The organism is Cereibacter sp. Soil_C_27 (genome assembly GCF_057657095.1).
Window position 1 is genome coordinate 1007409 of the sequence record NZ_JBDGJD010000002.1, and the last position, 18425, is coordinate 1025833.

Sequence of the window (18425 nt, forward strand, 5' to 3'; positions counted from 1 at the left end):
TGGAGCCCCCCATGAACAAACGTCACAACCTCCGCGACATCTACCCCCCGACCGGCACCGAGATCAGCGCCAGGAGCTGGCTAACCGAAGCGCCGATGCGGATGCTGATGAACAACCTGCATCCAGACGTGGCCGAGAACCCGCATGAGCTGGTGGTCTATGGCGGCATCGGCCGCGCCGCCCGCACCTGGGAGGATTTCGACCGCATCGTCGCCACCCTGAAGACGCTGGAGGAGGACGAGACCCTGCTGGTGCAATCGGGCAAGCCGGTGGGGGTCTTCCGCACCCACAAGGACGCGCCGCGCGTGCTGATCGCCAATTCCAACCTCGTGCCGCATTGGGCGACCTGGGACCATTTCAACGAGCTCGATAAGAAGGGCCTGGCGATGTACGGCCAGATGACTGCGGGCTCCTGGATCTACATCGGCACGCAAGGCATCGTGCAGGGCACCTACGAGACCTTCGCCGAGGCGGGCCGCCAGCATTACGGCGGCGACCTCACCGGGCGCTGGGTGCTGACCGGCGGGCTCGGCGGCATGGGCGGCGCCCAGCCCCTCGCCGCGGTGATGGCCGGGGCCTGCTGCCTCGCCGTCGAATGCGACGAGACCCGGATCGATTTCCGCATCCGCACCCGCTACCTCGACGCCAAGGCTGCGAGTCTCGACGAGGCGCTCGGGCTGATCGCGGATTGGACGGCGAAGGGCGAGGCGAAATCGGTGGGGCTGCTCGGCAATGCCGCCGACATCTTCCCCGAGCTTCTGGCCCGGATGCAGGCCGGCGGCCCGCGCCCCGACATCGTCACCGACCAGACCTCGGCACATGACCCCTTGAACGGCTACCTGCCGCAGGGCTGGACGGTGGCCGAGGCCAAGGCCGCGCGCGAGACCGATCCGAAGGCGGTCGAACGCGCCGCCCGCGCCTCGATGAAGACCCATGTGGCGGCGATGGTCGGCTTCTGGAATGCCGGCGTGCCGACGCTCGACTATGGCAACAACATCCGGCAGGTGGCGCTGGAGGAGGGGCTGGAGACCGCCTTCGCCTTCCCCGGCTTCGTCCCCGCCTATATCCGCCCGCTCTTCTGCCGCGGCATCGGCCCGTTCCGCTGGGCGGCACTCTCGGGCGATCCGGAAGACATCTACAAGACCGACGCCAAGATGAAGGAGCTGTTCCCCGAGAACGCCCACCTGCACCAGTGGCTCGACATGGCCCGCGAGCGGATCGCCTTCCAGGGACTGCCGGCGCGGATCTGCTGGATCGGCCTCGGCGACCGGCACAGGGCGGGGCTCGCCTTCAACGAGATGGTCCGCTCGGGCGAGCTGAAGGCCCCGGTGGTGATTGGTCGCGATCACCTCGACTCGGGCTCCGTCGCCTCGCCCAACCGCGAGACCGAGGCGATGCGCGACGGCTCCGACGCGGTCTCGGACTGGCCGCTGCTGAACGCGCTGCTGAATTGCGCCTCGGGCGCCACCTGGGTCAGCCTGCACCACGGCGGCGGCGTCGGCATGGGCTTCTCGCAGCATTCCGGCATGGTGATCTGCGCCGATGGCAGCGACGACGCCGCCCGTCGCCTCACCAACGTGCTCTGGAACGACCCCGCCACCGGCGTCATGCGCCACGCCGACGCGGGCTACGAGGAAGCCCTGGCCTGCGCCCGCGAACACAACCTCCGCCTGCCCGGCATCCTCGGCAACTGAGCTTCTTCCCTGTCCAAATATCCTCGGGGGGTCCGGGGGGCAGACAGCCCCCCGGCGCCCGACACAGGAGACCGACCATGCATTACGCCCCCGGCATCGACCCCTGCCCGCTGCCCTTCTCTCCCTTCAAGTCCTGCACCGTGCCCCGCCCGATCGGCTGGCTCTCCACCGTCTCGAAAGATGGCATCGCCAATCTTGCCCCCTACAGCCAGTGGCAGAACCTGACCTTCGACCCGCCGATGGTGATGTTCGCCGCCAACCAGTATTCCGACGGCCGCCGCAAACACACGGTGGTCAATTCCGAGGAGACCGGCTGGTTCGTCTGGAACATGGCGACCTATGAGCTGCGCGAGGCGGTGAACCTCAGCGCGATGGAATGGCCGGACGGCGTCGACGAATTCGAGAAGGCCGGCGTCACCCGCGCGCCCTGCATCGACGCGCCGGGGCCGCGGGTGGCCGAGAGCCCGGCCCATTTCGAATGCCGCTACCTCTCCACCCACCGGCTCCGGGGCAATTCGGCGCATGGCTGGGTCGAGGTGGTCTATGGCGAGGTGGTGCGCATCCATGTGAAGGACGAGGTGCTGACGCCGGATGGCAAGCTCGACATCCCGAGGATCCGGCCGCTGGCCCGGCTCGGCTACTATGACTACACCTCGGTCACCGAAGTCTTCGAGATGCGCATCCCAGGCGCCACGGGGGCCGCGGCGGCGGGGCTGGAGGGCAAGGCCTGAGGGCCGGGACCAAAATCCTTGAGCAAGGATTTTGGTGTTGCGCTGGCGGTGGCGGGAGCGCGTGCCGGGAAGCGTCGCAGGGGGGCTGTCTGCCCCCCTCGGGCTGCGCCCTCACCCCCCGAGGATATTTCTCAACAGAAAATGCCGGGTCAAAGGCGGATCGGGTTGCTCCAGGCGCGGCGGCCGGCGGCGTCGCGGATCGTGACGCGCAGGAAGCTTGACGCGGCGAAGCGGGTGAGCGGGACGCGGGCGGTGGTCATCGAGTGACCGTGGACGGCGGTCGAGGCGGTGCCGACTCCCTGGACTGTCACGGCGGTGACGGCGGAGCAGTCGACGTCGACGAAACCCTCGGTCACGCGGATGTCGCGGATCTCGGGGCCCTGGCTCGAATAGAAGTCGCCGCGTTTCAGGGCGGCGAGCAGCGCCTCGGGGTCGTTCGCCTCGGACTTCACCATGACCCAGCCGCCGAAATGGTCGGGGTCGTGGAAATGCGCGTCGTCGGTGGCGATCAGCGTGAGGTCGCGGCCCTCGCTGAGCAGGAGGTCGGCGAGGGCGCTGCCGTCGGGGCGTTCGCAGCCCGTGGCGCAGCCGTGGTTGTAGATTTCCACCGCATGGGCCGCTTCGATGCTGCGGGCGTCGGCCAGGGTCAGGCCGGACCATTGCGGATGGGCGATGGCGACGAAGGCCCCGGCGGCAACGGCGCGGGCGGCGATCTCGGGGCCGGTCTCCTGCGTCGGCGTGGCCTGGAAGTCGGGGGCGGCGGGGGCGGCGAAATCGGGTGGCAGGCCGACGGCGAGGATGTGCCAGAGCTCGCCATTGGCCATCGGGCCGGAGTGGAGCTCGGCCCCGAGGATCGTGGTGAAGGAGGCCGAGCGATAGGCCGCGGTATCGACGATCGGATAGCCGTAGCGGCCGATGAAATGGTCGGTCAGGGCGAGGAAATCGTAGCCCTCAGCCCGGTAGCGGCGGCAGACCTCCTCGGGGTCCAGCACCCCGTCGGAGCGGGTGGAATGGGTGTGCAGGTTGCCGCGCCAGAAGCGACCGGGAGCGGTGAAGGCGGAGAGGGTTTTCATCTGGCGATCCTTGGCTGGCGTTTCGGCGTCAGGCTGGCGGCAAAGCGCACCGGCGTCTAGCCCGGGCGCGCCACCGATCTGTCGCGACGAAGCGTGACGCCGCCATGACAGGGCCACAGGGCCTGGGAGCCGCGGGTGGCAAGGCTTTCCCTCGCGCGGCAAAGATGGCATGTCTCGGGCGATACGGTCACGCAGGGGCGGCTGATGCAGGGATTCTCGCGATACGCGATCTATTACGCACCCGAGCCGGGGCCGCTGGCGGAATTCGCGGCGGCATGGCTCGGCTGGGATGCCGAGACGGGCGCCGCGGTGCCGCATCCGCCGGTGGCGGGCCTGCCGCGCGATCCGGGGCTGCTGACCCAGGCGCCGCGCAAATACGGCTTCCACGGCACGGTGAAGCCGCCGTTCCGGCTGGCCGAGGGCGCCGATGTCAGCGACCTGCACGCGGCCTTCGTGGCGCTCTGCCCCTATCTCGCGCCGGTGACGCTGCCCGGCCTGCGGCTGGAGCGGATCGACGGCTTCGTGGCGCTGCTGCCCGAGGGCGACCAGAGCGGGCTGGCCGCGATGGCCGCCGAGGTGGTGCGGGCGCTCGACGGCTACCGCGCGCCGCCCGACGCGACCGAGATCGCCCGCCGCCGCCCCGACCGGCTGAGCCCGCGCCAGCGCGAGCATCTGGCCAGCTGGGGCTACCCCTATGTGATGGACGAGTTCCGCTTCCATCTGACGCTGACCGGCGATCTGCCCGAGGAAGAGGCGGCGCAGGTGGAGGCTGCACTGGCGCCGGTGCTGGCGCCCTTGCTGCCCGAGCCGTTCCGGATCGCCGATCTCTGCCTCTTCGGCGAGGCGACCGATGGCCGCTTCCGCCTGTTGGAGCGGGTGCCGCTGACCGGGCCTAGAGCCAGTTCTTCCACTTGAACCAGAAATAGGTCGCCCCGCCCGAGGCGACCATCAGCGCCAGCGCCGCCGGATAGCCCCAGCTCTGCGACAGCTCGGGCATATGGGCGAAGTTCATGCCGTAGATGCTGGCGACCAGCGTCGGCGGCAGGAACAGCACCGCCACCACCGAAACGATTCGCACGGTGGCGTTCTGCGTCAGGTTGATCATGCCGAGCGTGGTGTCGGTGACCAGCGCCACGCGCTGCGACAGGAAATCAGCATGCACCTCGAGCGCCGCGATGTCGCGCGTCAGGCTCTTGACCACCGGGCGCAGCCCCGTCCCGGCCCGCTCGGTCTGGCCGTAGAAGCTGAGCGCGCGTTCCAAGGTAAGCAGCGTCAGCTGGATGTAGCCCAGAAGCTCCCCCTGCCGCCCGACGCGCTCCAGCGAGGCCTGCAGCTGCATTGGCGGGATGTTCTGGCCCTGGCTGCGGAAGATGCCGCGCGACACCTCGTCGAGACTGCGGCCCGCGCCTTCGAGAAGATCGGCCAGCCGCCCGGTGACCTCCTCGATCAGGCCGAGGAAGACCTGATCGGCCGTGGCGCAGCCGGGGCCGGTCTTGTCGGCGCGTTCGGGATAGGTCTCGAACGGGCGCGGCGCGTGGTGGCGCACCGTCACCAGCCGCTCTGGCGTCAGGATGAAGGTGACGGGGCCGGAGATCTGCTGCTTTTCCAGATCCTGCCCGGGCAGCACCACGGTCATGTAATCGAAACCGTTCTCGCGGTAGAGCCGGTTGGAGACCTCGATCTCCTCCATGTCGGCCAGCGTCGGCACCTCGATGCCCAAGGCGGCGACGGCGGCGACCTGCGCGGGCTGCGGGCGGTAGAGGTCGATCCAGAGCGCATCGACCAGCGGGTCGATCTGGCTCTGGCGGATCAGGCGGTCGCCGGATTTGCGGTAGGCGTAGAGCATGGGGGTCTCCGGCAGATGAGCGTCCTTGCTAGCGCGGTTGGACGGGGCTGCAAAGCACCTGCCGGGGTGACGGCGGCCGGAATTCCGCCCGCTGCGGCGCATTCGCCGCCAGAGCCGCCGCTTTGCGCTTGAAACCGCCGCCCCGGCCCGTGAAGAGAGAGGAGCGGCAAAGGTGAGCCGACAGGAGTGCAGCATGACGAACGAGGCGATCTTCGCCCCCGAGCCGCAGAACAGCCGCGCGCTGCGCGACGCGCTGGGGCGTTTCGCCACCGGGGTCACGGTCGTCACCATTTTCACCGGGGACGGGCCGATGGGGATCACCGCCAACAGCTTTGCCGCGGTCTCGCTCGACCCGGCGCTGGTGCTGTGGTCGCCGGCGCGCTCGTCGAGCCGCTTCGACCGCTTCTCCGAGGCCCGGCATTTCGCCATCCATGTGCTGCATGCCGGTCAGGCCGATCTCTGCGCCCGCTTCACCCGCGGCGGCGCGGGGTTCGAGGGGCTGGAGACCGGCTATACCGCCGAGGGTGTGCCGCTGCTGCCGGGGACGCTGGCCTGTTTCGAATGCAGCCACCATGCGATCCATGACGGGGGCGATCATGCCATCGTCGTGGGCAGGGTGCACCGGGTGACGATGCGCGCGGGCGAGCCGCTGCTCTTTGCCCAAGGGCAGTTCGGGCGTTTCGCCCCGGGGCTCTGAGGCGGGCGGCATGGGATCTCGCGGCGGGCAAGGCGGCATGCTATGGTGGCAGCGATGAGAGACAGCCTGCTCCCCTCTCCCGATCCGAAGGACGCTGCGGCCAGTTCGCAGCGCATGGTCGAGCGCGCCGAGGCGGCGGCGGCCTTTCTCAAGGCGCTGTCGCACGAGGGGCGGCTGATGATCCTGTGCCACCTCACCGAAGGAGAGAAATCGGTGACGGAGCTGGAGCAGCTCTTGCAGACCCGGCAGGCGGCGGTCAGCCAGCAGCTTGCGCGGCTCAGGCTCGACGGCATGGTGAGCGCCCGGCGCGAGGGAAAGACGATCTGGTATTCGATCGCCGATCCCAAGGTCGGCCGCGCGGTCGCACTCATGTACGAGATGTTCTGCCAGACCGACGACGAGCCCTAGCCGCGCCCGATGAAGGGCATGGCGGTGGCCATCAGCGTCATGAACTGCACATTCGCCTCCGGCGGCAGCCGCGCCATGCTGAGCACCGCCTCGGCCACATGCTCGCTCGCCATCACCGGCTCCGGGCGGATCGAGCCGTCGGCCTGCGGCACGCCCTTCGGCATCTGCTCGACCATGCCGGAGGCGGCGTTGCCGATGTCGATCTGGCCGCAGGCGATGTTGAAGGCGCGCCCGTCGAGCGAGAGGCTGCGGGTGAGCCCGGTGACCGCGTGCTTAGACATGGTGTAGGGCGCCGAGCCCAGCCGTGGCACATGGGCCGAGACCGAGCCGTTGTTGATGATCCGCCCGCCCTGCGGCACCTGCCGGCGCATCAGGCCGAAGGCGGCGCGGGCGCAGAGGAACATCCCGGTGACGTTGACAGCTGTCAACGCGAGGAACTCCTCCACCGCGATCTCGTCGATCGGGGCCGAGGCGAGTGAGCGCCCGGCGTTGTTGAAGAGCACGTCGAGCCGCCCCCAGGCCGCGTGGGCCTCGGCGAAGACTGCCTCCACCGCCGCCGGGTCGCCGACATCGCAGGGCAGGATCAGCGCGTCGCTGCCCGCCGCCGTCTCCTCCAGCGCCTCGGCGCGGCGGCCGATCAGGCCGACCTGCCAGCCCTCGGCGATGAAGCGCCGCGCCGTCTGGCGGCCGATGCCGCTGCCGCCGCCGGTGATGATGATGCTGTGGGTCATGCTGTCCTCCCTTGCCCCGATCCTTGCCGCAGGGCTCGGGGGCTGCAAGCGGCTTCGTAAGGGTTTGACCATCCGGTCAGGATCACGCTAGCATTCCCGTGCCCCGCGCGCCCCCGGAGATCCGCCGCATGACCCAGCCCCGATGACCCAGCCGCGCCGCACCCGCATCCAGCAGAAGAACAGCGAGGCGATCCTCGAGGCGGCGCTGGAGGTGTTCTCGCAGCACGGCTTCCGTGGCGCGACGCTGGACCAGATCGCTGAGGTGGCGGGGCTGTCGAAGCCTAACCTGCTGTATTATTTCCCCTCGAAAGAGGCGATCCATGTCACGCTCCTGTCGGGGCTGATGCACACTTGGCTCGACCCGTTGCACCGGATGGACCCCGAGGGCGAGCCGATGCGCGAGATCATCGCCTATGTCCGGCGCAAGCTGGAGCTGAGCCGGGACTTTCCGCGCGAAAGCCGGCTCTTTGCCAACGAGATCCTGCAGGGCGCGCCGCGGATGCGCGAGGCGATCGAGGGCGAGCTGAAGGCGCTGGTGGAGGAGAAGGCGGCGGTGCTGCGGCTCTGGATGGATCAGGGGCGGATCGCCCGGGTGCATCCGGTGCATCTGATCTTCTCGATCTGGGCACTGACGCAGCATTATGCCGATTTCGACGTGCAGGTGCACGCCGTGCTGGGCGAAACCGAGCCCGACCCCTATCCGGAGGCCGGGCTCTATCTGGAGACGCTGTTCCAGAGGCTGCTGGCGGTCTAGCCGACGGGGTTGATCTCGTCGACGAAGGTCAGCAGATCGACCATGGTGAAGGTGGCGGGGTCGGCGCGGGGCAGTTCCGGCACCCAGTTGCTGCGCAGCCACATGAAGGACTTGTGGTCGCCATGCACGAGGCCGAGGAAGGTCTCGGCCACGATGGTGGAGCCGACCGGGCCGAGCCGCAGCCCGTCATGCAGCATCTGCGCTTCCTTCAGGATGTAATACCAGAGCGGCGTCCTGATGTGCAGCCCATGCGCCGCCGCTGCCGCCCCGTCCGGCCCCGCCGCCGCGATGTCATCGGCGTCGAGCGGCTGGATGCCCATGGCCCGCGCCACATCCTGCCCCGAGGGAAGACCCAGAAGCACGCCACGGCGCAGGTTGAGGAAGGCGAGGTTGCCCGATTTCTCGGACCCCGCGCCCGGCAGGGTGTGCAGCGCCGGGACGAGGAACGGGTCGAGCTTGCGCGAGGCGTTGACGGTGATGCCGGCGGGGTTGGTGCCGAAGTCGTAGAGCCTGCGGAAATCCGCGACCCAGTTCGAGGGCAGCGCCGCCTGCGCCCCGAGCGGAGGGAACGAGCCGGTGGGCGCCGTCGCCGCCATGTCGCCCATGATGCCGCCGGATTTGCCGGTGAAGAAGAACAGAAGCGCGAGCGTCGCCGGGGCGAGCGCCGGGGTGCCGAAGTTGAAGACGCGGTTGTGGTTGTAGCCCTCGCGCACCATGGAATGTCCGAGCCGGTAGGCGGCGGCGGAGAACTCCACCGGGATGTAGGGCGTGGTGCGGAAGCGGTAGAAGCGCCGCCCCTCGGCCTTGATGCGCCGCACGAGGCCGGGCTCGGTGAGGCGGTCGACGAAATCGAAGAGCACGATCCACTGGTAATGCCAGGTCACCATCCGCCGCGCCTCGTCGAAGAGCGCCGAGCCGGAAAGACCGGGGCGGTTGGCCTCGAGCCAGTCGATCACCTTGTTGTGGAACTTGAGGAACATCAGATGGGTCTGGGCGACCAGCAGGTTCTCGTCGTTGCGCTCGTCGCCGATGGTGGCGCGCCCGACCGAGTTGCGCGGCAGGTCGTTCGGCAGATCCGGCACCGTACCGCCCGCCGCATCGGGCGAAGCGGTCGCCTTGCCGACGAGGAGCTTCGGCGTCACCTTCCCGGTCGCCGGATCGCGCTGGTAGAGATAGGGCGCCAGCGCCGGCCCCGCGCCATAGAGCGCGTCGAGATCGAGCCCCGGCGTGCGGAAGTTGCGCGTCGCCAGCGGATCGGCCTCCTGCACCTCTTGCGGGGTGAGATCGAGCGTGATGTCGTGATCGACGAACTGGCCGAGATAGGTGAAGCCGGCCGGGATCTTGGGGTTGTTGCCCTCGGGCGAGCCGGGATTGGGATCCTTCATGGTGCGCGCCAGATCGAGCAGCGCGTCGTCCCCCACCACCAGCGGATCGAGGAAGGGGAACATGCGCCCGAACTTGCCGGGATCGCCATGCCCGTTCAGGGCACGAAGGGCGGCGGGAGAGACTTCGCGGGGGGTATGGCCGTGACGGGATTCCAATGGACCGGACATGACTGTCTCCATGACGTCGATGAAAGGGATTTTCGATAGAAGGTCGGTCGTTCTGAAATGCGGCGCGAGAATCGGCAATAATTGCCTGCGCTGGCGGGATCGTATCCGAAATGGAAACAAAAATCAAAGGGCCGCCGACGTGATGCGCCGGCGGCCCTGTCCCGGTGGGAAAGCTGCGGCTATTCCGCGGCTTGAACCGAGGGATTGTTCGGGTGCTTTGTCCAGTTGGCGTATTCGCCGACCACCTGCCCGGTCCTCTCGTCGACCGTTCCCTTGGGCAGTTCGGTCATGGTGATGCAGTTCTCGACCGGGCAGACGTTGACGCAGAGGTTGCAGGCGACGCATTCGTCGTCCTTCACCGTGAACACCCGCCCGGGCGACATGGCGATGGCCTGGTGGCTGGTGTCCTCGCAGGCGGCGAAGCAGCGGCCGCAGCTGATGCAGAGATCCTGGTCGATCCGCGCCTTGGTGACGTAGTTCAGGTTCAGATACTGCCAGTCGGTGACGTTCGGCACGGCCCGGCCCACCAGATCGGCGGTGGAGCTGAAGCCCTTCTCGTCGATGTATTCCGACAGGCCCGAGATCATCTCCTGCACGATCTTGAAGCCATAGGTCATGGCCGCGGTGCAGACCTGCACGTTGCCTGCGCCGAGCAGCATGAACTCTGCCGCGTCGCGCCAGGTGGTGACGCCGCCGATGCCGGAGATCGGCAGGCCGCGGGTCTCGGGGTTGCGGGCGATCTCGGCCACCATGTTCAGCGCGATCGGTTTCACCGCGGGGCCGCAGTAGCCGCCATGGGTGCCCTTGCCGTCGATCATCGGCTCGGGGCTGAAGCTGTCGAGGTTGACGCTGGTGATCGAGTTGACAGTGTTGATCAGGCTGACCGCATCCGCCCCGCCGCGCTTGGCCGCCTCGGCGGGTTTGCGGATGTCGGAGATGTTGGGCGTGAGCTTGACGATGCAGGGCATGCGGCTGTGCTGCTTGACCCAGCGGGTCACCATCTCGATGTATTCCGGCACCTGCCCGACCGCCGAACCCATGCCGCGCTCGGCCATGCCATGCGGGCAGCCGAAGTTCAGCTCTACGCCGTCGGCCTCGGTGTCCTCGATCCGGTGCAGGATGTCCTTCCAGCTCTCCTCGTCGCAGGGCACCATCAGCGAGATCACCAGCGCGCGGTCCTTGTAGTCGCGCTTCACCGACTTGATCTCGCGCAGGTTGATCTCCAGCGGGCGGTCGGTGATCAGCTCGATGTTGTTCAGCCCCAGAAGGCGGCGGTCGGCGCCCCAGACGGCGCCGTAGCGCGGGCCGTTGACGTTGACCACGGGCGGGCCCTCGGAGCCCAGCGTCTTCCAGACCACGCCGCCCCAGCCGGCCTCGAAGGCGCGGCGGACGTTGTATTCCTTGTCGGTCGGCGGCGCCGAGGCCAACCAGAACGGGTTCGGGGATTTGATGCCGATGAAATCGGATGCCAGATTGGCCATGGGTATCCTCCTCAATGCAGGCTGACGGCGGGCCCGCGCGGGCCGCCGTTGGCGGAGAAACAGGAAAGGGGGTGGATCAGCCGGTGATCAGCCGCCAGAGCGCGCCGAGAATGTCTCCGCCGATCTCGCCGGACTTCGGCGTGGCATAGGCCCAGAGCAGGCAGCCCGCGATGTTCACCGGGACGAACTGCCAGAGCGGCACGCGCGACATGCCCGCCAGAACGAAGACCACGGCGCGCAGCGGGCCGAAGAAATGCCCGATGATGACGGCGAAGGCGCCCCATTTGGCGAAGGCATCCGTGCCGCGCTGGATCAGCGGGCGCTGGCCCTGCATCATCCGCATCTCGAGCACACGCGGCCCGAAGCGCCAGCCCAGCCAGTAGGAGAAGAACGAGCCGATCACCGCCCCGATCGAGGCGCCGATCCAGATCGGCATGAAGTCGAGCCCGCCGGTCGAGACCAGCGCGCCCACCCCGATCAGGATCGCGGTGGAGGGGATGACGATCGACAGGAAGGCCGTCGTCTCGGCAGCGGCAAAGAGCAGGGCGATCCAGAGAGACCAGTCGCGATGCGCGCTGATGAACGCCAGAATGGAGACTATTGCGGCGTCCATGACTATCCCTCGGCCAGATACGCGCCCTCCCTAGCCAAAAGCCGTCGGAGGGGCAAGCCGCGCCGCTCATGCCCAGGACATCAGCTTGGCGTGGATGTCCATCGCCGCATCGCGCCCCTCGGCCACGGCGGTCACGGTCAGATCCTCGCCGCCCGAGGCGCAGTCTCCACCGGCCCAGACGCCTTCTAGACTGGTGCGCCCTGCCCCGGTCACGGCGATCTTGCCGCCCTCGAGCGTCAGCCCCTCCGGCTGGCCCGAGAGGGTCTGGCCGATGGCCTTGAAAAGCTGATCGGCCTTCAGGCGGAAGGTCTCCTTGCCGAGCGTGAGCCCCGTGGGCGTATCCTCGGTATAGGCGAATTCCACCTCGCGCACGGCGCCGTTGCCATGCACCGCCACGGGGGCCGCGTTGCAGATGATCCGCACGCCGACCGAGGTCGCGTGCTCCTGCTCCACCGTCGAGGCGCTCATCTTCTCCTGCCCGCGGCGGTAGACGATGGTCACGTTTTCCGCCCCCAGCAGCTTCGACTGCACCGCGGCATCGACCGCCGTCATGCCGCCGCCGATCACCACCACGTCGCGGCCGATGGGCAGGGTGGATTTGTCGGGCGCCTGCCGCAGCGTGGCGATGAAATCGACCGCGGCATGGACATTCTCGCGCTCCTCGCCCTCGGCCCGGAGTGCGTTGACGCCCGAGAGGCCCATGCCGAGGAAGACCGCGTCATACTCGGCCCGCAGCGCCTCGAGCGTGAGTCCGCGGCCCAAGGCCTCGCCGGTGCGCAGCGAGATGCCACCGATCCGCATCAGCCACTCCACCTCGGCCTGGGCGAAATCGCCGGGGGTCTTGTAGCTGGCGATGCCGAATTCGTTCAGCCCGCCGGGCTTGGGGCGGGCGTCGAAGATCACCGCCTCGTGCCCGAGCATGGCGAGCCGGTGTGCCGCCGAGAGGCCCGCGGGCCCGGCGCCGATCACCGCGATCCGCTTGCCGGTGGCGGCGGCGCGGGTGAAGGGGTGCTTGCCCTTGGCCATCAGCGTGTCGGTGGCGTAGCGCTGCAGCCGGCCGATCTCCACCGGCTTGCCCTCGGCCACCTCGCGCACGCAGACCTCCTCGCAGAGCTGCTCGGTCGGGCAGACGCGGGCGCACATGCCGCCGAGGATGTTCTGGCTGAAAATCGTTTTCGCAGCCGCTTCCGGCGTGCCGGTCGCGATCTGGCGGATGAAGAGCGGGATGTCGATGCTGGTGGGACAGGCCGTCATGCAGGGCGCGTCGTGGCAGAAGTAGCAGCGATCCGCCGCCACATGTGCCTCGTGCCTGTCGAGCGGCGCCTCGATATCGCTGAAATTGACGGTATAGGCTTCGGCGGGCAGGCGTCCCGGAACGACACCGGGCGTCAGCTGGCTGTTGGACAAGGTCTTCCCCTCCCCTTGGGCTGTTGCTTTGGAAAACGCTGGCACGGCTCCTATTTTTTATCAAATGGTAAATTCTGGACGGCCGGCTTTCGCCCCCTTCCCGTCCCACCGCTGCCCGAAAATGCGGCAGGCTCCTGCCGCTTCGCGACGAACTGGCGCTTTTCACCCAAGGAACGCTGTCGTATAAGCGCACGCAACCTGTGCGCCACCGGCGCGCAAGACCGCCAATCAGGCAGAACAGCCAACCGAGGACAGCCATGAGCAAACATTCCACAGAGGCGGACGTCGCCTTCATCCAGGCGCTTGCCGAGCTGCTGAACAAGAACGAGCTCACCGAACTGTCCGTGAAGCGCGAATACGGCGAAGACGACAGCCTCGACGTGCGCGTGGTGAAGCAGGCCAATATCGTGACCACCTCGGTCGCCGCCGCTCCGATGATGGCGCAGGCCGCCCCGGTCGCCGCCTCTGCCGCTCCGGCTGCCGCCAGCAACGAAGACCCCGCCCAGCATCCGGGTGCGGTGACCTCGCCCATGGTCGGCACCGCCTATCTGGCCGCCGAGCCGGGTGCGTCGCCCTTCGTCAGCGTCGGCAGCGTGGTGACCGAGGGTCAGACCCTGATGATCATCGAGGCGATGAAGACGATGAACCACATTCCCGCGCCGCGCGCCGGGACCGTGAAGCGCATCCTCGTCGCCGACGGCAATGCCGTCGAATACGGTGCGCCCCTGATGATCATCGAGTGAGGCCGGGATGTTCGAAAAGATCCTGATCGCCAACCGGGGCGAGATCGCCCTGCGCGTGATCCGCGCCTGCCAGGAGATGGGGATCAAATCGGTCGCCGTCCACTCCACCGCCGATGCCGATGCGATGCATGTGCGCATGGCCGACGAGTCCGTGTGCATCGGCCCGGCCTCCTCCACCGACAGCTACCTGAGCAAGGCCGCAATCATCTCGGCCTGCGAGATCACCGGCGCCGAAGCGGTGCATCCGGGCTACGGCTTCCTGTCGGAGAACGCCGCCTTCGCGCAGGCGCTGCAGGACCATGGGATCGAGTTCATCGGCCCGACGGCGGAGCATATCCGCATCATGGGCGACAAGATCACCGCCAAGGAGACGATGAAGGCGCTCGGCGTGCCCTGCGTTCCGGGCTCCGAAGGCGGCGTGCCGGATTTCGAGACGGCGATCGGCATCGCCCGGTCGATCGGCTTTCCGGTGATCATCAAGGCGACCGCCGGCGGCGGCGGGCGCGGCATGAAGGTGGCGCAGAACCCGACCGAGCTCGAGGTCGCCTTCCGCACCGCGCGGTCGGAGGCGAAGGCCGCCTTCGGCAATGACGAAGTCTACATCGAGAAATACCTGCAGAAGCCGCGCCACATCGAGATCCAGGTCTTCGGCGACGGCAAGGGCCGAGCCGTGCATCTGGGCGAGCGCGACTGCTCCTTGCAGCGCCGGCACCAGAAGGTGTTCGAGGAAGCGCCGGGCCCGGTCATCACCGATGCGCTGCGCAACAGGATCGGCAAGGTCTGTGCCGATGCCGTCGCGCGGATCAACTACATCGGCGCGGGGACCATCGAGTTCCTCTACGAGGATGGCGAGTTCTTCTTCATCGAGATGAACACCCGGCTTCAGGTCGAGCATCCGGTGACCGAGGCGATCTTCGGCGTCGATCTCGTGCGCGAGCAGATCCGGGTTGCGGCGGGGATGGAGATGTCCTTCGTCCAGGAAGAGCTGGAAATCAACGGCCACGCCATCGAGGTGCGGATCAACGCGGAAAAGCTGCCGAACTTCTCGCCCTGCCCCGGCAAAGTGCGGGTGTTCCATGCGCCCGGCGGTCTGGGCGTGCGGATGGATTCGGCGCTCTACGGCGGCTATTCGATCCCGCCCTATTACGACAGCCTGATCGGCAAGCTGATCGTGCATGGCCGCGACCGGCCGGAGGCGCTGGCCCGACTGAACCGCGCCTTGGGCGAGCTAATCGTGGACGGGATCGACACCACGGTGCCGCTGTTCCACGCGCTGCTGGCCGAGCCGGATATCCAGAACGGCGAATACAATATCCACTGGCTGGAAAAATGGCTGGCCGCGCAGTTCGGCTGAGCCTGAGCACGGACCCGTGCGGGCGGCCTTCGGGCCGCCCCGCGCCATGACGCGGCTGCCGCCCCTCACGCCGGAGCTTCTGCTGCGGGCCTATGCGGCGGGGATCTTCCCGATGGCGAGCTCGCGCGACGATCCCGAGGTCGGCTGGGTCGATCCGCCGCTGCGCGGCATCCTGCCCCTCGACGGGTTCCACCTCTCCCGCAGTCTTGCCCGCACCCTGCGCCGCGCGCCGTGGCAGGTGCGGGTGGATACCGCCTTCGAGGCGGTGGTCACGGCCTGTGCAGACCGCGAGGAGACCTGGATCAACCGGACGATCTTCGAGCTTTACGCCGCGCTGCACCGGATGGGCCATGCCCATTCGCTCGAGGTCTGGGAGGGCGAGGCGCTGGTGGGCGGGGTCTATGGCGTGACGCTGGGACGGGCCTTCTTCGGCGAAAGCATGTTCTCGCGCCGCACCGATGCGTCGAAGGCGGCGCTGGCCTTTCTGGTGGACCGGCTGCGGGCGGGCGGCTTCACGCTGTTTGACACTCAGTTCCTGACCGAGCATCTGGCTTCGCTGGGCGGGATCGAGATCGACCGCAACGCGTACCACGCCCTTCTGGGCAAGGCCCTCAGCGGCAGGGCCAGCTTTGCGCCCGCGGGCTACTGCCCCGACGCGCCCGGGGTGATACAGCGCAGCACCCAGACGTCGTAGCGCGGATGGTCCAGCGCCGAGAGCGCGGGGCTGGAGGCGATCATCCAGCCGGAGAAGACCGGCGCATCAACGCGGGTGTCGCGGATCGTCAGATGGGCGAAGGCATTGGAGGCCGGATCGCCGGTGGGGAAGCGGCAGGAGTCGAGCTGGATGGTGATATAGCCGCTGACCGCCGACTGGCCGCGCGACAGCTCCACATCCGCCGTCTCGCCCGAGACCTTGTCGAGCCAGCGCAAAAGCGCTCCCGGCGCCTCCGACACCGGCACGTCCTGCGCCGCGGCAGGCGCCGCGAGCAGCGCCAGAGCGCAGGCGAAGGGAGCGAGGCGCCGGATCATGGCGTGCCTTCGGCCGCCGCGTCATTGGCGGAGATGGCATCACCCGCGGCACCGCCGACGAATTTCATCAGGAGCGAGATCAGACTGATCGCGCCCTGCGTATCCTCGATCTCGCCGCCGGGCTCGAGATTTTCCAGCGCGCCGCCGGGGATCAGTTCGACGTAATTGCCGCCGAGCAGGCCTTCGGAAGAGACGAGGATCGCCGAATCGACCGGCAGCGCCACGTCCTTCTGCACGGCGACCGTGGCATCGGCGAAATAGGTGGTGGGGTTCAGCGTGAGCTGGGTGACGCTGCCGACCTTGACGCCCGCCAGCCGCACATCGGTGCCGACGCTGATCCCCTCGACCGAGCGGAAGCTGGCCTTGAGGTCATAGGTGGAGGCATTGCCGCCGAAGCCCGCGCTCTGGCCGACATAGACGAGGAAGGCAACAGCGGCCGCCAGCACGGCACCGCCCGCAACGATTTCTGTGGTGCTCTCGGCCATTATTCGGGCTGCCACGCCTCGTAATCGCGCCGGGCGACGGGCTCGCCCCGGCGCAGCGACCCGGCAGGCACATAGGCCTGCGCCGTCCCGGTCAGGTTTTCCAGATGCGGCTTTTCCCAGACGCGGTGGGTCAGCGGCACCTTGTTCGGCGGCTCGTCCCAGGTGTGGTGCAGCCAGCCGTGCCAGTCGGGGCCGATCCGGCTCGCCTCGAGATCGCCGTTGTAGATCACCCAGCGCTTCTTGCCGTCGGCATTCTGGTAGAACAGGTTGCCCTGCTCATCCTCGCCGACCTTCGTTCCCTTGCGCCAGGTGAACAGCTGGGTGCCGAGGGTCTGGCCATGCCACCATGTGACCGCACGCTTGAGAAAGGACATCGACAGCCTCCGAATGGTTTGCCCTGATATGGCCCAAGCCGCAGCGGACGTCCAGCGCCAAGCGCGGCAAAGAAAAAGGCGGGCCCGTGGAGGCCCGCCCTGTTCCGAAACGGTGCAGGCTCAGCTGGCGCTGGCCGGCTCCTTCTTCTTCACGTCGGTGTAGATCAGCAGCGGCTTGGCGCCGTTGTTCACGGCCTCCTCGTTCACCACGACCTCTTCCACCCCGTCGAGCCCCGGCAGTTCGAACATGGTATCCAGCAAGATATCCTCCATGATCGAGCGCAGGCCGCGCGCGCCGGTCTTGCGCTTGATCGCCCGCTTGGCGATGGCGACCAGAGCGTCGGCGGTGAAGGTGAGCTTCACGCCCTCGATCTCGAACAGGCGCTGGTACTGCTTCACCAGCGCGTTCTTCGGCTCGGTCAGGATGGTGACCAGCGCCGCCTCGTCGAGATCGGTCAGCGTGGCGATCACCGGCAGACGGCCGACGAATTCCGGGATCAGGCCGAACTTCAGCAGGTCTTCCGGTTCCAGTTCCTTGAAGAGCTCGCCCACGCCGCGATCCTCCGGCCCCTTCACCTCAGCGCCGAAGCCGATGGCGGAACCCTTGTTGCGCTGCGCGATGATCTTCTCCAGCCCGGCGAAGGCACCGCCGCAGATGAAGAGGATGTTCGTCGTGTCGACCTGCAGGAACTCCTGCTGCGGATGCTTGCGCCCGCCCTGCGGCGGCACGGAGGCCACGGTGCCCTCCATGATCTTCAGCAGCGCCTGCTGCACGCCCTCGCCCGAGACATCGCGGGTGATCGAGGGGTTGTCGGACTTGCGGGTGATCTTGTCGACCTCGTCGATGTAGACGATGCCGCGCTGCGCCCGCTCCACGTTGTATTCCGAGGCCTGCAGCAGCTTGAGGATGATGTTCTCGACATCCTCGCCGACATAGCCGGCCTCGGTCAGCGTGGTGGCATCGGCCATGGTGAAGGGCACATCCAGGATGCGCGCCAGCGTCTGCGCCAGAAGCGTCTTGCCGCAGCCGGTGGGGCCGATCAGCAGGATGTTCGACTTCGACAGCTCGATGTCGGTCTTCGACGAATGGTTGAGCCGCTTGTAGTGGTTGTGCACCGCGACCGAGAGCACGCGCTTGGCATGGATCTGGCCGATGACGTAATCGTCCAGAACCTTGCAGATCTCGCGCGGGGTCGGCACGCCATCCGAGGATTTCAGACCGGTGGTCTTGGTCTCCTCGCGGATGATGTCCATGCAGAGTTCGACGCATTCGTCACAGATGAAGACGGTCGGCCCTGCAATCAGCTTGCGCACCTCGTGCTGGCTCTTGCCGCAGAAAGAGCAGTAGAGGGTGTTCTTGCTGTCGCTGCCAGAATTGTTCGCCATCGTAATCCTCTGCAGTGTGCCGGCCTTGCGGTCCGGCCTGTCTGCGAAAGTCTAGGCCAAGGCCCG

Annotated in this window: 20 protein-coding genes; 9 read left to right on the forward strand and 11 right to left on the reverse strand. The window is 67.8% G+C overall.

Features of this window, described 5'->3' with window-relative positions; translation table 11 throughout:
* Nucleotides 1-11: 11 nt before the first annotated feature.
* Both hutU and AC3A5Z_RS11940 read left to right on the forward strand, forming a co-directional pair.
* Nucleotides 12-1694, forward strand: coding sequence for a urocanate hydratase (gene hutU, locus AC3A5Z_RS11935; RefSeq protein WP_487519549.1), 1683 nt, complete (start codon nt 12-14; stop codon nt 1692-1694).
* 77 nt (nt 1695-1771) lie between these two features.
* A complete protein-coding gene (locus AC3A5Z_RS11940; RefSeq protein ID WP_487519550.1) occupies nt 1772-2425 on the forward strand; it encodes a flavin reductase family protein in 654 nt (217 codons plus the stop codon).
* Between the two features lie 149 nt (nt 2426-2574).
* On the opposite strand, the gene AC3A5Z_RS11945 is transcribed toward AC3A5Z_RS11940, so the two are convergent.
* Nucleotides 2575-3498 carry a PHP domain-containing protein gene (locus tag AC3A5Z_RS11945; RefSeq protein ID WP_487519551.1) on the reverse strand — a complete coding sequence of 308 codons (924 nt, stop codon included), beginning with the start codon at nt 3496-3498 and terminating at the stop codon, nt 2575-2577.
* A 204-nt stretch (nt 3499-3702) separates the two neighbouring features.
* Between AC3A5Z_RS11945 and AC3A5Z_RS11950 the strand changes: the two genes are divergently transcribed.
* A complete protein-coding gene (locus AC3A5Z_RS11950) occupies nt 3703-4413 on the forward strand; it encodes a DUF1045 domain-containing protein (RefSeq protein ID WP_487519611.1) in 711 nt (236 codons plus the stop codon).
* Here the strand turns inward: AC3A5Z_RS11950 and AC3A5Z_RS11955 are convergent.
* Nucleotides 4391-5344, reverse strand: coding sequence for a magnesium transporter CorA family protein (locus tag AC3A5Z_RS11955; protein ID WP_487519552.1), 954 nt, complete (start codon nt 5342-5344; stop codon nt 4391-4393). The two genes, AC3A5Z_RS11950 and AC3A5Z_RS11955, sit on opposite strands and share 23 nt — an antisense overlap.
* A gap of 193 nt (nt 5345-5537) precedes the next feature.
* On the opposite strand from AC3A5Z_RS11955, the gene AC3A5Z_RS11960 reads away from it, so the two are divergent.
* Together AC3A5Z_RS11960 and AC3A5Z_RS11965 are read left to right on the forward strand one after the other, a co-directional pair.
* The gene (locus AC3A5Z_RS11960; RefSeq protein WP_487519553.1) at nt 5538-6041 is read left to right on the forward strand and encodes a flavin reductase family protein; all 504 of its coding nucleotides are present in this window, start codon (nt 5538-5540) and stop codon (nt 6039-6041) included.
* A gap of 54 nt (nt 6042-6095) precedes the next feature.
* The gene (locus AC3A5Z_RS11965) at nt 6096-6449 is read left to right on the forward strand and encodes an ArsR/SmtB family transcription factor (protein ID WP_487519554.1); all 354 of its coding nucleotides are present in this window, start codon (nt 6096-6098) and stop codon (nt 6447-6449) included.
* Here the strand turns inward: AC3A5Z_RS11965 and AC3A5Z_RS11970 are convergent.
* Nucleotides 6446-7180, reverse strand: a complete 735-nt coding sequence (locus tag AC3A5Z_RS11970; RefSeq protein WP_487519555.1) for an SDR family oxidoreductase — start codon at nt 7178-7180, stop codon at nt 6446-6448. The two genes, AC3A5Z_RS11965 and AC3A5Z_RS11970, sit on opposite strands and share 4 nt — an antisense overlap.
* A gap of 142 nt (nt 7181-7322) precedes the next feature.
* On the opposite strand from AC3A5Z_RS11970, the gene AC3A5Z_RS11975 reads away from it, so the two are divergent.
* Entirely contained in the window at nt 7323-7934 is a 612-nt protein-coding gene (locus AC3A5Z_RS11975) for a TetR family transcriptional regulator C-terminal domain-containing protein (protein ID WP_487519556.1), read from the forward strand.
* Here the strand turns inward: AC3A5Z_RS11975 and AC3A5Z_RS11980 are convergent.
* The 4 genes from AC3A5Z_RS11980 to AC3A5Z_RS11995 all read right to left on the reverse strand — a co-directional run bounded on the left by AC3A5Z_RS11980 (nt 7931) and on the right by AC3A5Z_RS11995 (nt 12988).
* A complete protein-coding gene (locus AC3A5Z_RS11980) occupies nt 7931-9487 on the reverse strand; it encodes a peroxidase family protein (protein ID WP_487519557.1) in 1557 nt (518 codons plus the stop codon). The two genes, AC3A5Z_RS11975 and AC3A5Z_RS11980, sit on opposite strands and share 4 nt — an antisense overlap.
* 179 nt (nt 9488-9666) lie before the next feature.
* The gene (gene preA, locus AC3A5Z_RS11985) at nt 9667-10968 is read right to left on the reverse strand and encodes an NAD-dependent dihydropyrimidine dehydrogenase subunit PreA (RefSeq protein ID WP_487519558.1); all 1302 of its coding nucleotides are present in this window, start codon (nt 10966-10968) and stop codon (nt 9667-9669) included.
* A gap of 76 nt (nt 10969-11044) precedes the next feature.
* The gene (locus tag AC3A5Z_RS11990) at nt 11045-11581 is read right to left on the reverse strand and encodes a DedA family protein (protein ID WP_487519559.1); all 537 of its coding nucleotides are present in this window, start codon (nt 11579-11581) and stop codon (nt 11045-11047) included.
* Nucleotides 11582-11647: 66 nt separating this feature from the next.
* On the reverse strand, nt 11648-12988 hold the full coding sequence (locus AC3A5Z_RS11995) for an NAD(P)-dependent oxidoreductase (protein WP_487519560.1): 1341 nt from the start codon (nt 12986-12988) through the stop codon (nt 11648-11650).
* 257 nt (nt 12989-13245) lie between these two features.
* On the opposite strand from AC3A5Z_RS11995, the gene accB reads away from it, so the two are divergent.
* Genes accB through aat form a run of 3 tightly spaced genes read left to right on the forward strand, consistent with a single transcriptional unit; the run spans nt 13246 to nt 15779 of the window.
* Nucleotides 13246-13731: an acetyl-CoA carboxylase biotin carboxyl carrier protein gene (gene accB, locus AC3A5Z_RS12000; RefSeq protein ID WP_487519561.1), complete on the forward strand. Its 486-nt coding sequence runs from the start codon at nt 13246-13248 to the stop codon at nt 13729-13731.
* Between the two features lie 7 nt (nt 13732-13738).
* On the forward strand, nt 13739-15085 hold the full coding sequence (gene accC / locus AC3A5Z_RS12005) for an acetyl-CoA carboxylase biotin carboxylase subunit (protein ID WP_487519562.1): 1347 nt from the start codon (nt 13739-13741) through the stop codon (nt 15083-15085).
* 46 nt (nt 15086-15131) lie between these two features.
* Entirely contained in the window at nt 15132-15779 is a 648-nt protein-coding gene (aat, locus tag AC3A5Z_RS12010; RefSeq protein WP_487519612.1) for a leucyl/phenylalanyl-tRNA--protein transferase, read from the forward strand.
* On the opposite strand, the gene AC3A5Z_RS12015 is transcribed toward aat, so the two are convergent.
* The 4 genes from AC3A5Z_RS12015 to clpX form a co-directional block, all read right to left on the reverse strand.
* Nucleotides 15728-16114 carry a DUF2155 domain-containing protein gene (locus AC3A5Z_RS12015; RefSeq protein ID WP_487519563.1) on the reverse strand — a complete coding sequence of 129 codons (387 nt, stop codon included), beginning with the start codon at nt 16112-16114 and terminating at the stop codon, nt 15728-15730. The genes aat and AC3A5Z_RS12015 overlap by 52 nt on opposite strands.
* Nucleotides 16111-16599, reverse strand: coding sequence for an outer membrane lipid asymmetry maintenance protein MlaD (mlaD, locus tag AC3A5Z_RS12020; protein WP_487519564.1), 489 nt, complete (start codon nt 16597-16599; stop codon nt 16111-16113). The genes AC3A5Z_RS12015 and mlaD overlap by 4 nt, the downstream gene beginning before the upstream one ends.
* On the reverse strand, nt 16599-16973 hold the full coding sequence (locus AC3A5Z_RS12025; RefSeq protein WP_487519565.1) for an NADH:ubiquinone oxidoreductase subunit NDUFA12: 375 nt from the start codon (nt 16971-16973) through the stop codon (nt 16599-16601). The genes mlaD and AC3A5Z_RS12025 overlap by 1 nt, the downstream gene beginning before the upstream one ends.
* Nucleotides 16974-17093: 120 nt before the next feature.
* On the reverse strand, nt 17094-18359 hold the full coding sequence (gene clpX, locus AC3A5Z_RS12030; RefSeq protein WP_487519566.1) for an ATP-dependent Clp protease ATP-binding subunit ClpX: 1266 nt from the start codon (nt 18357-18359) through the stop codon (nt 17094-17096).
* Between the last annotated feature and the right edge of the window lie 66 nt (nt 18360-18425).

Coding starts and splice junctions, on each gene's coding strand:
- preA (WP_487519558.1), bottom strand. CDS start 10,968: ATGGCCAATCTGGCATCCGATTTCATCGGCATCAAATCCCCGAACCCG.
- AC3A5Z_RS11970 (WP_487519555.1), bottom strand. CDS start 7,180: ATGACCCACAGCATCATCATCACCGGCGGCGGCAGCGGCATCGGCCGC.
- AC3A5Z_RS11950 (WP_487519611.1), top strand. CDS start 3,703: ATGCAGGGATTCTCGCGATACGCGATCTATTACGCACCCGAGCCGGGG.
- AC3A5Z_RS11945 (WP_487519551.1), bottom strand. CDS start 3,498: ATGAAAACCCTCTCCGCCTTCACCGCTCCCGGTCGCTTCTGGCGCGGC.
- AC3A5Z_RS11960 (WP_487519553.1), top strand. CDS start 5,538: ATGACGAACGAGGCGATCTTCGCCCCCGAGCCGCAGAACAGCCGCGCG.
- accC (WP_487519562.1), top strand. CDS start 13,739: ATGTTCGAAAAGATCCTGATCGCCAACCGGGGCGAGATCGCCCTGCGC.
- AC3A5Z_RS11975 (WP_487519556.1), top strand. CDS start 7,323: ATGACCCAGCCGCGCCGCACCCGCATCCAGCAGAAGAACAGCGAGGCG.
- AC3A5Z_RS12025 (WP_487519565.1), bottom strand. CDS start 16,973: ATGTCCTTTCTCAAGCGTGCGGTCACATGGTGGCATGGCCAGACCCTC.
- hutU (WP_487519549.1), top strand. CDS start 12: ATGAACAAACGTCACAACCTCCGCGACATCTACCCCCCGACCGGCACC.
- AC3A5Z_RS11980 (WP_487519557.1), bottom strand. CDS start 9,487: ATGTCCGGTCCATTGGAATCCCGTCACGGCCATACCCCCCGCGAAGTC.
- aat (WP_487519612.1), top strand. CDS start 15,132: ATGACGCGGCTGCCGCCCCTCACGCCGGAGCTTCTGCTGCGGGCCTAT.
- AC3A5Z_RS11965 (WP_487519554.1), top strand. CDS start 6,096: ATGAGAGACAGCCTGCTCCCCTCTCCCGATCCGAAGGACGCTGCGGCC.
- clpX (WP_487519566.1), bottom strand. CDS start 18,359: ATGGCGAACAATTCTGGCAGCGACAGCAAGAACACCCTCTACTGCTCT.
- AC3A5Z_RS12015 (WP_487519563.1), bottom strand. CDS start 16,114: ATGATCCGGCGCCTCGCTCCCTTCGCCTGCGCTCTGGCGCTGCTCGCG.
- accB (WP_487519561.1), top strand. CDS start 13,246: ATGAGCAAACATTCCACAGAGGCGGACGTCGCCTTCATCCAGGCGCTT.
- AC3A5Z_RS11990 (WP_487519559.1), bottom strand. CDS start 11,581: ATGGACGCCGCAATAGTCTCCATTCTGGCGTTCATCAGCGCGCATCGC.
- AC3A5Z_RS11940 (WP_487519550.1), top strand. CDS start 1,772: ATGCATTACGCCCCCGGCATCGACCCCTGCCCGCTGCCCTTCTCTCCC.
- mlaD (WP_487519564.1), bottom strand. CDS start 16,599: ATGGCCGAGAGCACCACAGAAATCGTTGCGGGCGGTGCCGTGCTGGCG.
- AC3A5Z_RS11955 (WP_487519552.1), bottom strand. CDS start 5,344: ATGCTCTACGCCTACCGCAAATCCGGCGACCGCCTGATCCGCCAGAGC.